Here is a 14,464-nt window from a genome sequence, read left to right on the forward strand (position 1 = left end):
TAGCCGTACGCACCGTATCGAATGTCGATTACAGATCAAAGGCGGACCGTAGCGGAGGGTGTTGTGACAAAGCCATTACACGCCCCTGACCCGCTCCGGCCTACGGGCAACCCCTCCACCGCCCTTACCATTTCCCCTTGGCCCCCTGTCCGTCTCCAGGAACGCGAGATCCATGACCGTCTCTACCGACGACGTACTGCTTGTCCACGGCGGCACCCCGCTGGAGGGCGAGATCCGGGTTCGCGGCGCGAAGAACCTCGTGCCCAAGGCCATGGTCGCCGCGCTGCTCGGCAGCAGCCCGAGCAGACTGCGCAATGTGCCCGACATCCGCGACGTACGCGTCGTACGCGGTCTGCTGCAACTGCACGGCGTCACGGTGCGCCCCGGCGACGAGGCGGGCGAGCTCATCCTCGACCCGTCGCACGTGGAGAGCGCCAACGTCGCCGACATCGACGCGCACGCCGGCTCCTCGCGCATTCCGATCCTCTTCTGCGGCCCGCTGCTGCACCGCCTCGGCCACGCCTTCATCCCGGGCCTGGGCGGCTGCGACATCGGCGGCCGGCCGGTCGACTTCCACTTCGACGTGCTGCGCCAGTTCGGCGCGACCATCGAGAAGCGGGCGGACGGCCAGTACCTGGAGGCCCCGCAGCGGCTGCGCGGCTGCAAGATCCGCCTGCCGTACCCGTCCGTCGGCTCGACCGAGCAGGTGCTGCTGACCGCCGTCCTGGCGGAGGGCGTCACCGAGCTGTCGAACGCGGCCGTGGAGCCGGAGATCGAGGACCTGATCTGCGTACTGCAGAAGATGGGCGCGATCATCTCCATGGACACCGACCGGACCATCCGGATCACCGGTGTCGACAAGCTCGGCGGCTACAACCACCGCGCCCTCCCGGACCGCCTGGAAGCGGCCTCCTGGGCGTCCGCGGCGCTCGCCACCGAGGGCAACATCTACGTGCGCGGCGCGCAGCAGCGCTCGATGATGACCTTCCTGAACACCTACCGCAAGGTCGGCGGCGCCTTCGAGATCGACGACGAGGGCATCCGCTTCTGGCACCCGGGCGGCTCGCTGGACGCGATCGCCCTGGAGACCGACGTGCACCCCGGTTTCCAGACCGACTGGCAGCAGCCGCTGGTCGTGGCCCTGACGCAGGCGTCCGGCCTGTCCATCGTCCACGAGACGGTGTACGAGTCCCGGCTCGGCTTCACGTCGGCGCTCAACCAGATGGGCGCGCACATCCAGCTCTACCGCGAGTGCCTGGGCGGCAGCGCCTGCCGCTTCGGGCAGCGCAACTTCCTGCACTCGGCGGTGGTGTCGGGGCCGACCAAGCTGCAGGGCGCCGACCTGGTCATCCCGGACCTGCGCGGCGGCTTCTCGTACCTGATCGCCGCGCTGGCGGCGCAGGGCACCTCGCGTGTGCACGGCATCGACCTGATCAACCGGGGTTACGAGAACTTCATGGAGAAGCTCGTGAGCCTGGGGGCGCACGTGGAGCTGCCGAACGGGGCGCTCAGCGCCTGACGGGGCGCTCAGCGCCCGGCAGGGCAGTGGGCGCCTGACGGGCGCGGCGGGCTTCCGGTCCGCGTATTCACGCAGAGGGGCGGCCATCCGGGTGGGTGGCCGCCCCTCCGGCATGCACCGAGCAGGGCCCGCTATTTGCTTGCGCAAGTGAATGAATTCGGGCCTACGGGCCAGGAGCCGCCCGCAGACCGGACCCTCGGGGATTGCGGGTGCGACGGGACGAGGGGCGGTACGGGGCGACAGGGGCGGCGGCTCGTCCGTACGAGGCCGCCCGGTGCGCTGCGGGCGGGGCTCATCGACAGGGCAGCCACTCCGTACATCCCCGACGGCCACTGAGCGGCCTCTACGCCCCTGTAGAGCAACAGGAGCAACAGAAGGCACAAGAGTCCCACGGGCCCCGTCCGCGGGCCTTCTGGGCCCCCTCCAGGCCCCTGGCGCGCACAAAGGGCGGCCGCCCCCTCGGGGACGGCCGCCCTCACGCCTTTGTCACCGGGGCCGGTCAGGCCCCCGGCGGGTTACTTGCCCTTGGCGGCTTCCTTGAGCTTGGAGCCCGCGGAGACCTTCACGCTGTAGCCGGCCGGGATCTGGATCGGGTCGCCGGTCTGCGGGTTGCGCGCGGTGCGAGCGGCACGGTGGGTGCGCTCGAAGGTCAGGAAGCCGGGGATGGTGACCTTCTCGTCGCCCTTGGCGACGACCTCGCCGACGGTCTCGGCGAGCGCGGCCAGAACGGCGTCGGCGTCCTTGCGGGTCACCTCGGCGCGGTCGGCCAGAGCGGCCACCAGCTCACTGCGGTTCATGTTTGTACTCCCGTGTTCTTCTTGCCAATGAGGCGTGAGATCGAAGCCGATGCTGCCAGGGCCCTTGGACGGTGCCCGGACCCGGGTCTGCTGACAGACCCTCGCGCCCGGGTACGCATCCTGCCCCCACCTGCGGCGGTAAAGCCAATCCGGCACCCAGGAGGGTCACACGAAAAGCGCCACTGCCTCATAGTGGTGACGTCCCGCACCGTGCCTCACCGGGCCGGCCCCGCAGGGCGGCGGCCGTTGCTGCCCGCCACCCTATGGGGGCGCCGCGGGCCCCGTGCCACGCGACGCGCCGGGCGTCAGGCCGTCGTGGCGGCCGTCACAGCCTCTCCCGCGGCCTTCGCGGCTTCCTTCACCGCGTCGGCCACCGCGCCCGCGACCTTGTCGTTGAAGACGCTCGGGATGATGTAGTTCGCGTTGCGCTCGTCGTCGAGGACGACGTTCGCCAGGGCGCCGGCCGCGGCCAGCATCATGTCCGTGTTCACCGTACGGGACTGGGCGTCCAGCAGGCCGCGGAAGACGCCCGGGAAGACCAGCACGTTGTTGATCTGGTTCGGGAAGTCGGAGCGGCCGGTGGCCACGACGGAGGCGGTCTGCCGCGCGATGGCGGGGTCCACCTCGGGGTCGGGGTTGGCGAGTGCGAACACGATGGCGCCCTTGGCCATCTGGGCGACGTCGTCGCCGTCCAGGACGTTCGGGGCGGAGACGCCGATGAACACGTCGGCGCCGACGACGGCCTCCTTGAGGGTGCCGGTCTCGCCCTCCGGGTTGGTGTTGTCGGCGATCCAGCGCAGCGGCGAGTCGGGGTCGGCGTCGACCAGGTCCTTGCGGTCCGCGTGCACCACGCCGTTGATGTCGGCGACGACGGCGTGCCGGACGCCGGCCGCCATCAGCAGCTTGAGGATGGCCGTACCGGCGGCGCCGGCGCCGGACATCACCACGCGGACGTCCTCGAACTTCTTGTCGACCACGCGCAGCGCGTTGGTCAGCGCGGCGAGCACCACGATGGCGGTGCCGTGCTGGTCGTCGTGGAAGACCGGGATGTCCAGGGCCTCGCGCAGCCGTGCCTCGATCTCGAAGCAGCGGGGCGCGGAGATGTCCTCCAGGTTGATGCCCGCGAAGCCGGGGGCGATGGCCTTGACGATCTCCACGATGGCGTCGGTGTCCTGGGTGTCCAGGCACAGCGGCCAGGCGTCGATGCCGGCGAAGCGCTTGAAGAGGGCCGCCTTGCCCTCCATGACGGGCAGCGCGGCCTTGGGGCCGATGTTGCCCAGGCCCAGCACGGCGGAGCCGTCGGTGACGACCGCGACGCTGTTGCGCTTGATGGTCAGGCGGCGGGCGTCGTCGGGGTTGTTGGCGATGGCCTGGCAGACCCGGGCGACGCCGGGGGTGTAGACCATCGACAGGTCGTCGCGGCTGCGGATGGGGTGCTTGGACTGCATCTCGATCTTGCCGCCGAGGTGCATCAGGAACGTACGGTCGGAGACCTTGCCGAGCGAGACGCCCTCGATGCCGCGGAGCTTCTCGACGATCTCGTCCGCGTGGGCGGTGGAGGTCGCGGCGATGGTGACGTCGATGCGGAGCTTTTCGTGGCCGGAGGCGGTCACATCGAGGCCGGTGACGGAGCCGCCGGAGGACTCCACGGCCGTGGTGAGCTGGCTGACCGCCGTACCGCTCGCGGGAACCTCCAGCCGCACCGTCATCGAATACGAGACGCTGGGCGCCGTTGCCATGGCCGACTTCCTCTGCTTTCCCTTGTTTCTCTCTGCGCGCCGCTCCGGGGTCCGCGGGAGGGGCCAGGCCGGAGTGCGAAGACCGATCGTCCCACCTACCAGCCGGTACACGGTAACCAGCCACTCATTCCGGAAAGGCTTTTCCACCATACGAGAGGGCGCGGCCGAACGGAAGACCTGACCGGCAACCACGGATGAACAGTGCGCGAACGGCGACGGGCGCCTCCCGGATTGCTCCGGAAGGCGCCCGTCGTGTGGTTCAGTGACACCGACCCGCCATGCTCGCCTCGCGGCAAGTGGTCGCTCGTAGCGACTATGGTTGGGCCCGGGGGCTTGGATCGGGCCGGTGCCACCACCAAGGCTAACAAACCATCCCTCGAAGCGAATCCCGTCCCGGACCTTCTTTTCCCGGGACGCGCGCTCCTTCCGGAACCCGCCCCCGGACGCCCGTACGGATCAGTCCCTGAGCAGGTCCGGAACCCCGTTCGCGTCCGGCTCGTCGCGCGCCCCGGACAGGACGGTCAGCTGCTGGGTTGCCCGGGTCAGCGCCACGTACAGCACCCGCAGCCCGGCCGGCGACTCGTCCGCGATCTCGGCGGGCGAGACCACCAGCGTCGCGTCGTACTCCAGGCCCTTGGCCTCCAGCGACCCCAGCGCGACCACCCGGTCGCCCAGGTCCGCCAGCCAGCGCCGGGCCTCCGTACGGCGGTCCATCGCCACCACGACGCCGACCGTGCCGTCCACCTCGGACAGCAGCCGCCGGGCCGCGACCCGCACGGAACCGGCCAGGTCGTCCTCGTCGGCGACCACGAAACGCGGCGTCAGGCCCGTGGAGCGGACCGCCTTCGGCGCCTGCATGCCCGGCATGGCCAGCGCCAGCACCCGTGCCGCCAGTTCCGCGATCTCCGCCGGGTTGCGGTAGTTCACGGTGAGGGTGAAGCGGCGGCGCGGGCGGGTGCCCAGCGCCTCGTCGCGGGCGGCGGCCGCCTCGTCCGGGTCGGACCAGGACGACTGCGCCGGGTCGCCGACCACCGTCCACGTCGCGTGCCGGCCACGGCGGCCGACCATCCGCCACTGCATGGGCGTCAGGTCCTGCGCCTCGTCGACGATGACGTGGGCGTAGTCCGTACGCTCCTCCTCCAGCCGCTCGCGCCGGCCGCGGCCCCCGCCGGACATCCGCTCGCCGTACGTACTCAGCTCCTCCAGACCGGTGAGCTGGTCCAGCGGGTCGGCCTCGCGGGGCCTGGCGGGCCGGGGCGGCGCGCCGAGGATGAGCTGGAGCTCGTCCAGGAGGGCCACGTCGTGGACGGACAGCGGGCCCTGCCCCTTGTCGTCCAGACGGCTCAGCGAACGCGCCAGCTTGCGCACCTCGCGCTGGTTGAGCACCCGGCGCGCCCAGCGGCCCAGGCGGCGCTCGTCGGCCATGGCGGCCAGCACGCCGCGCGGGGTCAGCTCCGGCCACCAGGCGTCGAGGAAGTCCTGGAAGTCCTGCTCGGTGGTGATGTCCTCGTCGAACGCCTGGCGCGCCTCGGCGGCCAGTTCCGGGTCCGTGTAGCGCTTGGCGGCGCCGGACCGGGACCAGAGGGCGTCCAGGATGAGGCGGCGGGCGCGCGGGCGCAGCAGGTTGACCGGCGCGGTGCCGCCGAGGGCGGACTGCCGGATGCGGTGCAGGTCGCGTGCGTCCAGTTCGACGCGGGCGCCGAAGACGACGACGCGCAGCCGGTCCGGCGGGCCTGCGGGGGCCTCCGCGGACTCGTCGTCGTCCTCGCCGAAGGCGAGCTGGCCTTCGGCGGGCTTGGCGGCGGCCCCCGCGGACGCCGTCCCCGCCATTTCCAGGGCCCCGCGGGCCGCCTTGCGCAGCAGTTTCTGCATCCGGCTGGAGCCCTTGATGCGGGCGACGGCCGGGGAGTCGTACGCGGTGGCCTCGGCACCGTCCACGAGGGACCCCAGCGCGCGGATGGCGACCTGGCCCTCCTCCCCGAGGGACGGCAGGACGCCTTCGGTGTAGGCGACGAGCAGCGGTGTCGGGGAGACGATGAGGATGCCGCCCGCGTAGCGGCGCCGGTCCTGGTAGAGGAGGTAGGCGGCGCGGTGCAGCGCCACCGCGGTCTTGCCGGTGCCGGGGCCGCCCTCGACCTCCGTGACGGAGGCGGCGGGGGCCCGGATGACCATGTCCTGCTCGGCCTGGATGGAGGCGACGATGTCGCGCATCGAGTGGCTGCGGGCCCGGCCCAGGGCGGCCATCAGCGCGCCGTCGCCGACCGCGGGCAGTTCCGCGCCGTCGAGCGTGGCGGTGATCTCCGGGCGCATCAGGTCGTCCTCGACACCCAGGACGCGGCGGCCCTTGGAGCGGATGACCCGGCGGCGTACGACGCGGCCGGGCGCGACCGGGGTGGCCCGGTAGAAGGGGGCGGCGGCGGGCGCGCGCCAGTCGATGACCAGCGGGCTGTAATCGGCGTCCAGCACGCCCAGGCGGCCGATGTGCAGGGTCTCGGCGATCTCGGCGCGGCCGTCGGCGATCGCGCCGTCGGCGGGCTCGACGGAGGTGTACGCGCCGTCCGGGCCCTTCTTGCCGTCCTTGCCCAGGAGCAGGTCGATCCGGCCGAAGAGGAAGTCCTCGTACTCGGAGTTGAGCCGGTTCAGGTGGGCGCCGGCCTGGAAGACCTGGGCGTCCCGCTCGGCGAGGGCGCCGGGCGTGCCGACCTGGCCGCGTTTGGCGGCGTCGTCCATGAGGAACTCGGCTTCGTGGATCTTCTCCTCGAGACGCTGGTAGACACGGTCGAGATGCTCCTGTTCCGAGGCGATCTCGCGTTCGCGTGTGCTGTCCGGCTGTGCGTCGTCGACGGAGTCCGGCGCGTGCGTGGCATTCTGCGCGGCCACCCAGGCCCCCTTCTTCTGTGCGTAGGGCAGCCGTCAACCGTACGCGAACCGGGCACCGGGCGCACCTGACCCAAAGGACGAAATCACCACCGGGTGGGAGCAAACCGGGCACCACGGGTGGGCGGGTGGTGCGGAATCAGCGGTTCCCTTTCGGCGGGGGCGGCGTGGCGCCGCCGGGCGGCGCGGCCGGACCGCCGTCAGGGACGCCGTCGGGCCGCCGTCCCGGGGCCGGCGCTCCGGCCCGTCCCCTCAGACCTTGATCTCCGCCAGCCGCCTGCCGTCGAGCGTGCGGACCTCGAAGCGGTCGATGTTGGAGCGGTTCATCGCCGAGCCGCCGTGGGTGTAGAGCGGCTCCTTGTTCCACTTGGCGGCGCCGTCCTTGAGGCCGTAGCCGCCCGGGGGCACCGCCCAGGTCGTCACGGTCTGCTCCGCGCCGCTCTTGCCGACCGCGACCAGGTCGCAGGTGAGCGGGCCCTTGACGTTGCCCAGTTTGAGGGCGACATGGGTGCCCCAGGGCTTGCGCTCCAGGGAGACGCTGGCGGCGACCTTGGTCACCGGGTCGACCGTGCCGACCTTCTCGCCGTGCTCGTACATCGTGCGGGCGTAGCTCGTCAGGTGTTTCGGGGTCTCGTCGGCGTCCCCGCCGGTCAGCGCGTACGTGGTCAGCGGGCCGCCGACGACCAGTACGGCAGCGGCGCCCACCAGGTACAGACGGCGCCGGCGGCGGGTGCGGCGCACCGCGCCGACCTCGGACAGCAGCCCGTCCAGCAGGCCCGGCCCGGGCACCGGGGTGACCGCCTCCGGGTCCGGCGCCGCCTCCCTGGCGTCGGCGAGCAGGGGCGGCAGGCCCATCAGGCCGTCGAGTTCGGCGGCGCACCGGTCGCAGTCGGCGAGGTGCTCCTCGAAGCGCGCCGCCTCGGTGGCGTCCAGGACGCCCAGCGCGTAGGCGCCGACGTCGGTGTGTGCTACGGGCTCAGTGGGCCGCTTCACGCCGTCACTCCTCGTTCTTCGAGCGAGAGCTTCAGGGAGCGCAGGGCGTAGAAGACCCGGGACCGGACGGTCCCGGCCGGCACCCGGAGCACTTCGGCCGCCTCACTGACCGTACGCCCCCTGAAGTAGGTCTCTATCAACGCCTCCCGGTGGGCCGCACTGAGGTCGCCCAGCGCTTCGGTGATCGTCATCAGGCGCAGGGCCCGGTCGATCTCGTCGGCGGCCGGCATCGATTCCAGGGGCGCGGCGTCGACCTCCTGGGGGCGCGCCTGACGGCTGCGGTGGCTGTCGATGACGATGCGCCGGGCGACGGTCACCAGCCAGGGGCGGACGGAACCGGTCGCGCGCTGCAGCTGGTCGGCGTTGCGCCAGGCCCGCAGCAGGGTCTCCTGCACCACGTCCTCCGCCCGGTGCCGGTCCCCGGCGACCAGGCGCAGCACGAAGGCGAGCAGCGGGCCCGCGTGCTCCTCGTAGAGGGCCCGCATCAGCTCCTCGTCCGGCGCCGTACTGTCTGCCACGACGGCATCCTTGCGCACGCCAACTCCCGGGTCGATAGCGCGGATCGGACATTCGCTGCGCACGGTCATCAGCGCTCGCGCGCGTCGCCGGTGTCACTGCCGTCACCGTCTGCACCGCCGGTCACCTCGATCTGCCGTCCGCGGCCGGGCTCGCGCATGTCCGCCCCCTCGTCTCGCATTCCGGGCCCGATACGGCCCTTCAGCCAGCAGTACGGGTCCGGGCGGGCGGGGACTCAGTGCCCGCGGGGGTAATTCCCGTGAGGGTGAAGGAGTTACGCACACAGGCGGGCGGGCGATTCCCGCGCACTCTTGTGCGGGCCCTCTCGTGCGCCCGCGCGGGCGTCACGGTTTTCTCCTTCCGCGCGTCCGGTCCGGCCGCCGTGGCGCTGTCCTCCTTTCCCGGTGAACGGGCGCGGCGGGCGTCCCGTACAGAAGCCCGACGAGCCCGGCGCGCAGCCCGGGCACCGGCAGCAGGGAGGTACACCGTGAACCGTGGCAGGACCGCCGCCGCTGCCGGGGCTGCGGCCGTCGTCGCGGCGGCGCTCGTGGCGCCGCCCGCGCAGGCCGCCGAGTCGGCGCAGGCCAGGAAGGCGGCGCGGGCCGACGACGCCGCTGCCGCCTCCTTCGTGAGCAGCCTGAACGGGGAGAACGAGGTGGCCGCGCCGGGTGACCGGGACGGGCGGGGACTGGCGTTCCTCCGCCTCCAGGGCGACCGGCTCTCCTTCGCGCTGTCGTACCGGGGTGTCGCCACGCCCACCGCGGCCGTCCTCCAGGAGGCACGGAAAGGCGCCGAAGGGCCCGTACGCATTCCCCTGTTCACGCGCCGGCTTTCCGCCGGGAAGACGGCGGAGAGTCACACGGGGAGGGACGCGGAGAGGGGTGCCGAGAGCAGCACGGTGCGCGGCACGGTCAGGATTTCCGACCGGCGCGTCCGGGATGCGCTGCGGAAACAGCCGAATGGTTTCTCTTTCAATCTGCGTACGGCGCCATTCCCGCACGGCGCGGTACGCGGACAGCTGCACCCATTGGCCCGCCCGCTCGACGCGGACCGGGCCCTGCGGCACAGCGTGCAGGCGCCGGTGCTCCGCGGCGCGCAGATCTACGCCTGTACGCGGCAGAGCGACGGCAGTCACGCGTTCACCCAGCGGAACGTACGGGCCCTCCTCGAAGGCGGCATCGCGCACTTCTTCGCCGCGCCCGGCCCCAAGGGCCCGCCCGCGTGGGTGGCACCGGACCGCTCCGCCGTCACCGGCACAGTGCGCTCCAGGACACCGAACGGCGCGGGCAATATTCCCGAACTCGTCCTGGACGCCCGCCAGGCGGGGCGCCCGGGCGGGCGGCTCGGCAGCACCGGCGAGATCCTCCGGCTGAACACGGCGGGCGGTGTCGCCCCCACCGGGACCTGCGACCCGGCCGCGCGCCCGGAGGTGGCCGTGCCGTACCGGGCCGATTACGTGTTCGTGGGCACCGTACGTACGGCGGGGAGCTGAACCTGGGCGCTCACGGCGGGCTGCTGACCCGCGCGGCTCACCGCCCGACGGCGGTGCCGTGCCACCCGCTCGCGGTTCCCGCACACCTCGCTGGAGCACCACCGGCGCCGCCGCCCGCGCGAGGTGTCCAGGTACACCAGCGCGCAGCTCTCGCCCTCGCACTGCCGCAGCTGGCCGCGTGTCACCGCGTCGGTCAGCATCCCTATGGCGTCCCGCGCCACCGCCGCCAGCAGGCCGGCGCAGTCGGGCGGTCCGGTGAGCGCCCGGACCAGGCCGCCGTCGTCGGCGCGTACGGCGCGGGCGGGCGGCACGGGGGCGGCGGCCGTCGCGTTGAGCAGGCGCAGGTCGCCGTCGGCGGCCCGGCCGCGCAGTTCGTCGTGGACCACGCGGCGCAGCAGTTCGCGCAGCACCCGGAAGCGGACGACCCAGCCGCGGTCCACGTCACCGAGCTGGGCGCTGCCGGGGACGACGCCCGCGCCCACCAGCCAGGCCGCCAACTGTTCGGGGCCGGCCAGGCGTTCGGCGGACCGGCCGGTCGTGGCCATCAGGTCCAGGCAGATCCGCCCGCAGTCGAAGCGCAGGCCAAAAGGCGCCGCCATGTGCCCGTACTCCTTGGGAGACAACCTCTGCCCTATCAGAGTGCCCGGCGCGGCCCCCGGCCGTAACCCTCGGCACCGCCGCGTACCGGGCGGCACCCCACCTATACATCGCATGTATACCAGGGATGTATAGTCCGCGTCATGTCGGCCAAGACCCTGCTCAAGAACCGCTCCAGCCTGACGCACAAGGTCCGTTACGCGGTCAGCAACCCCGCGCGGATCGCGCCGTATCTCCGGCGCACCGCCCGGGACACCTGGCTCCGCCTCAAGCACCCCGACCACGTCGCGTACTACCGCGCCGTGATGGCCTCCGACGCCGGCCGCAACCCGGAGGCCGCGGTCGGCAGCCGCAGCCACGAACGGTGGCTGGCGCTGGGCGAGATGCAGTTCACCTATCTGACGGAGCACGGGCTGCGGCCCGACATGCGGATGCTGGACATCGGCTGCGGCAACCTGCGGGCCGGCTGGCGCTTCATCGCCCACCTCGACACCGGCCACTACTACGGCATCGACATCTCCCCGGACATCCTGATCTCCGCCAAGAAGACGCTGGCCACCTACGAACTCCAGGAAAAACTACCGCACCTGACGATCACCCAGGACCTGACCTTCGACTTCCTGCCGGACCGGCACTTCGACGTGGTGCACGCGCACAGCGTCTTCTCGCACTCGCCGCTGTCCGTGATCGACGAATGCTTCCGGCACGTCGGCCGCATCCTGGCGCCCGGCGGATTCTTCGACTTCACCTTCGACCGCACCGAAGGAACCGAGCACCAGGTGCTGCGCGAGGACTTCTACTACCGCACCGAGACGCTGCTGGCGCTGGCCCGCAAGCACGGGCTGGAGGCCCGGTTCATGGCGGACTGGGAGACCCGCCCGCACGGACAGTCCAAGATCCGGGTGACGAATCCCGCGTGACGGTGGCCCGCGGGACCCGCGGGCACGGCCGTACGGCGGGGCGCCTCACACGTCGCCGTACTTGGCCCCCACCTGCGGGTCGAGCGACAGCCGGTAGCCCCGCTTGACCACCGTCTGGATCAGCTTGGGCGCGCCCAGCGCCCCCCGCAGCCGGGCCATCGCCGTCTCCACGGCGTGCTCGTCGCGGCCCGTGCCCGGCAGCGCGCGCAGCAGATCGGCGCGGGAGACGACCCAGCCGGGGCGCCGTGCCAGCGCGCGCAGCAGCGCCATCCCCGCCGGGGGTACGGGCCGCAGTACGCCGTCGATCAGGACGGCGTGCCCGCGGATCTCCACCCGCCGCCCGGCGACCGTCAACGGACGGACCCGGCCCGGCAGTTCCCGGCAGAGCAGCTGGACCAGCGGGCCGAGACGGAAACGTTCGGGCTGGTACGTGGTCACCTCGTGCGCTTCGAGCGGCAGCGCGGTGACCGGCCCGACGCAGGCGGGCAGCACGTCGTGCCGCAGCGCGCGCAGCAGCCCGTCGAGCACACCGCGCTCCTCGGCGCGGCGCAGCAGCGAGGCGGCGGCCGGGGCGCTGGTGAAGGTGACCGCGTCCAGTCCGCGGGTGACCGCCGCGTCCAGCAGCCGGTCGACGGGCCCGATGTCGGCGGGCGGCATCCAGCGGTAGACCGGTACGCCGACCACCTCGGCGCCGCCCGCCCGCAGCGACTCCACGAACCCCGGCAGCGGTTCGCCGTGCAGCTGGATGGCGACGCGACGCCCCCGTACGCCCTCCTCCAGCAGCCGGTCCAGCACCTCCGCCAGCGACTCGGACTGCGGCGACCACGTCTCCGTCAGCCCCGCCGCGCGGATGGCTCCCTTGACCTTCGGGCCGCGGGCCAGCAGTTCGACGGCGCCGAGCCGGGCGAGCAGCGCCTCGCCGAGCCCCCATCCTTCGGCGGCTTCGATCCAGCCGCGGAAGCCGATGGCGGTGGTCGCGATCACCACGTCCGGTGCCCGGTCGATCAGGTCCTTGGTGGCGGCGAGCAGTTCCGCGTCGTCGGGCAGCGGCACGATGCGCAGCGCGGGGGCGTGCAGGACCTGGGCGCCGCGCCGTTCGAGCAGGGCGCCCAGCTCCTCGGCGCGACGGGCGGCGGTCACCCCGACCGTGAAGCCCTCCAGGGGCCGTACGTCCGCCGAGCCGTCCGGGGGCCGCACGTCCGCGGAGTCCGCCGCGGCGGCCCGCGCCGGGCCGCCGGGCCGCCCCGCGCCCTCCTCTGCGCCGTCGTCCCGACGCTCGTCGTACTCGCCCTCGTGCATGGTCCGTCCCTGGCTTGTCCCGGCTCCGGTGCCGCCGGGCACCGTGAAGGTCCGAGCCTGCCAACCGCTGGTGACAGGCTCGCTCCCGCAGTATTTCCCAGCTGTTACGGACCGCCGCGGCCGCCCGGCGCGCCGTGCGTCACACTTCCGCGAGCGCGGGCGCGGGCGTCTCCTGCTCCCGTACGGCCACGGTGGCCGCCGTACGCCTCAGGTATACGGCCCAGGTCACCGCGGAGCACAGCGCGTAACAGCCGAGGAAGGCCACGAACGCCGGCGTGCCGGTGCCCACCGACTGGAACGACTGGCGGAAGGCGAGGTTGATGCCGAGCCCGCCGAGCGCGCCGACGGCGCCGATCAGCCCCATGGCCGCGCCGGACAGCCGCCGCCCGTGGGCCGCGGCCGCCTCGCCCGTCAGGCCCTTCGCCAGCGCCTTGGCCTGGAAGATGCCGGGGATCATCTTGTACGTGGAGCCGTTGCCGAGCCCGGTGAGCACGAACAGGGCGACGAAGCCGACGAGGAAGGCGTCCAGCGAGTGCCGCGCCGACGCCACGATCACCACGCCCGTGGCCAGGGCCATCGCCGCGAAGTTGGCCAGGGTGATGCGGGCGCCGCCGTACCGGTCCGCCAGCCGGCCGCCCACCGGCCGCACCAGGGAGCCGAGCAGCGGCCCGAGGAAGGTCAGTGACGCCGCCTGGAGGGGCGTGCGCGCGAACTGGGCCTGCAGAACCAGGCCGAAGGCGAAGCTGTAGCCGATGAAGGACCCGAACGTGCCGACGTACAGGAGCGAGACGATCCAGGTGTGCGGGTCGCGGGCCGCGTCCCCGGCCGCCCCGGTGTCGTTGCGCACCGGGCGCAGGTTGTCCATGAACAGGGCCGCCAGTACGGCGGCAGCCACGATCAGCGGGAGGTAGACCGCGAGCACGAGCCGCGGGTGTCCCGCGCCGGCCGTGGCGATGACGAGCAGCCCGAGGAGCTGGACGACGGGGACGCCGATGTTGCCGCCGCCCGCGTTCAGGCCGAGCGCCCAGCCCTTCTTCCGCAGCGGGTAGAAGGAGTTGATGTTCGTCATGGACGAGGCGAAGTTCCCGCCGCCGACCCCCGCCAGCGCCGCGACCAGCAGGAAGACGGTGTACGAGGTGCCCGGGCGCAGCGCGAACGCCGCGGCGGCGGTGGGGACGAGCAGCAGCGCCACGCTGAACACCGTCCAGTTCCGCCCGCCGAACCGCGCCACCGCGAAGGTGTACGGCACCCGCAGCACCGCCCCCACCAGCGTCGGTACCGCCACCAGGAAGAACTTCCCGGCCGCGTCGATCCCGTACTCGGGCCCCATGAACAGCACCATGACCGACCACAGGCTCCACACGGAGAACCCGATGTGCTCGCAGAGGACGGAGAGCGCGAGGTTGCGCCGGGCGATCCGCCGCCCGTGGTCGCGCCAGAAGGTCTCGTCCTCCGGGTCCCACCGTTCGATCCAGCGGCCCGCCCCCCGCGCGGGGGTACGGGCCGCCGCCTCGCACGTGGCCGTCGCCGTGTCTGTCATCGCGCCTCCCAGCTGCCGGTTGCCGCCGTACCGCGACGCTAGGAAGGGCGCGTTTCCCCTCTGTGGCGGTGCGTGACCACCGCGAAACCTTGCGCTCACCACGCCCCGGAGCGTGCGGTGAGCGGAGCACGCGCCGGCGGCGCACAACCGCCGGAGGTTACGCCAGTGCACCCCG

Annotated in this window: 11 protein-coding genes; 3 read left to right on the forward strand and 8 right to left on the reverse strand. The window is 72.7% G+C overall.

Annotated elements, in window-relative coordinates; translation table 11 throughout:
* Positions 1–172: 172 nt before the first annotated feature.
* On the forward strand, positions 173–1,519 hold the full coding sequence (gene murA / locus ACZ4Z1_RS14755) for a UDP-N-acetylglucosamine 1-carboxyvinyltransferase (RefSeq protein WP_360136259.1): 1,347 nt from the start codon (positions 173–175) through the stop codon (positions 1,517–1,519).
* Positions 1,520–2,034: 515 nt separating this feature from the next.
* Here murA and ACZ4Z1_RS14760 read toward each other — a convergent pair.
* The 5 genes from ACZ4Z1_RS14760 to ACZ4Z1_RS14780 all read right to left on the reverse strand — a co-directional run bounded on the left by ACZ4Z1_RS14760 (position 2,035) and on the right by ACZ4Z1_RS14780 (position 8,512).
* Positions 2,035–2,316, reverse strand: coding sequence for an HU family DNA-binding protein (locus ACZ4Z1_RS14760; RefSeq protein ID WP_004571953.1), 282 nt, complete (start codon positions 2,314–2,316; stop codon positions 2,035–2,037).
* A 305-nt stretch (positions 2,317–2,621) separates the two neighbouring features.
* Positions 2,622–4,055, reverse strand: a complete 1,434-nt coding sequence (locus ACZ4Z1_RS14765) for an NAD-dependent malic enzyme (RefSeq protein WP_468486950.1) — start codon at positions 4,053–4,055, stop codon at positions 2,622–2,624.
* 456 nt (positions 4,056–4,511) lie between these two features.
* Positions 4,512–6,935 (reverse strand): HelD family protein, encoded by a 2,424-nt coding sequence (locus tag ACZ4Z1_RS14770; protein ID WP_468486951.1) that lies wholly within the window; start codon positions 6,933–6,935, stop codon positions 4,512–4,514.
* Positions 6,936–7,184: 249 nt separating this feature from the next.
* Positions 7,185–7,925, reverse strand: coding sequence for an anti-sigma factor family protein (locus tag ACZ4Z1_RS14775; RefSeq protein WP_468486952.1), 741 nt, complete (start codon positions 7,923–7,925; stop codon positions 7,185–7,187).
* Entirely contained in the window at positions 7,922–8,512 is a 591-nt protein-coding gene (locus ACZ4Z1_RS14780) for a sigma-70 family RNA polymerase sigma factor (protein ID WP_468486953.1), read from the reverse strand. The genes ACZ4Z1_RS14775 and ACZ4Z1_RS14780 overlap by 4 nt, the downstream gene beginning before the upstream one ends.
* Before the next feature lie 416 nt (positions 8,513–8,928).
* On the opposite strand from ACZ4Z1_RS14780, the gene ACZ4Z1_RS14785 reads away from it, so the two are divergent.
* The gene (locus tag ACZ4Z1_RS14785; RefSeq protein ID WP_468486954.1) at positions 8,929–9,933 is read left to right on the forward strand and encodes a CHRD domain-containing protein; all 1,005 of its coding nucleotides are present in this window, start codon (positions 8,929–8,931) and stop codon (positions 9,931–9,933) included.
* Here the strand turns inward: ACZ4Z1_RS14785 and ACZ4Z1_RS14790 are convergent.
* A complete protein-coding gene (locus ACZ4Z1_RS14790; RefSeq protein ID WP_468486955.1) occupies positions 9,894–10,532 on the reverse strand; it encodes a CGNR zinc finger domain-containing protein in 639 nt (212 codons plus the stop codon). The genes ACZ4Z1_RS14785 and ACZ4Z1_RS14790 overlap by 40 nt on opposite strands.
* 141 nt (positions 10,533–10,673) lie before the next feature.
* Here ACZ4Z1_RS14790 and ACZ4Z1_RS14795 point away from each other — a divergent pair, with 141 nt between their 5' ends.
* The gene (locus ACZ4Z1_RS14795; protein ID WP_468486956.1) at positions 10,674–11,450 is read left to right on the forward strand and encodes a class I SAM-dependent methyltransferase; all 777 of its coding nucleotides are present in this window, start codon (positions 10,674–10,676) and stop codon (positions 11,448–11,450) included.
* A gap of 45 nt (positions 11,451–11,495) precedes the next feature.
* Here ACZ4Z1_RS14795 and ACZ4Z1_RS14800 read toward each other — a convergent pair whose 3' ends face one another.
* On the reverse strand, positions 11,496–12,749 hold the full coding sequence (locus ACZ4Z1_RS14800) for a uroporphyrinogen-III synthase (protein ID WP_468486957.1): 1,254 nt from the start codon (positions 12,747–12,749) through the stop codon (positions 11,496–11,498).
* 139 nt (positions 12,750–12,888) lie between these two features.
* Entirely contained in the window at positions 12,889–14,289 is a 1,401-nt protein-coding gene (locus ACZ4Z1_RS14805) for a nitrate/nitrite transporter (protein ID WP_468486958.1), read from the reverse strand.
* Between the last annotated feature and the right edge of the window lie 175 nt (positions 14,290–14,464).

It is taken from the genome of Streptomyces sp. NPDC030165 (genome assembly GCF_055573595.1).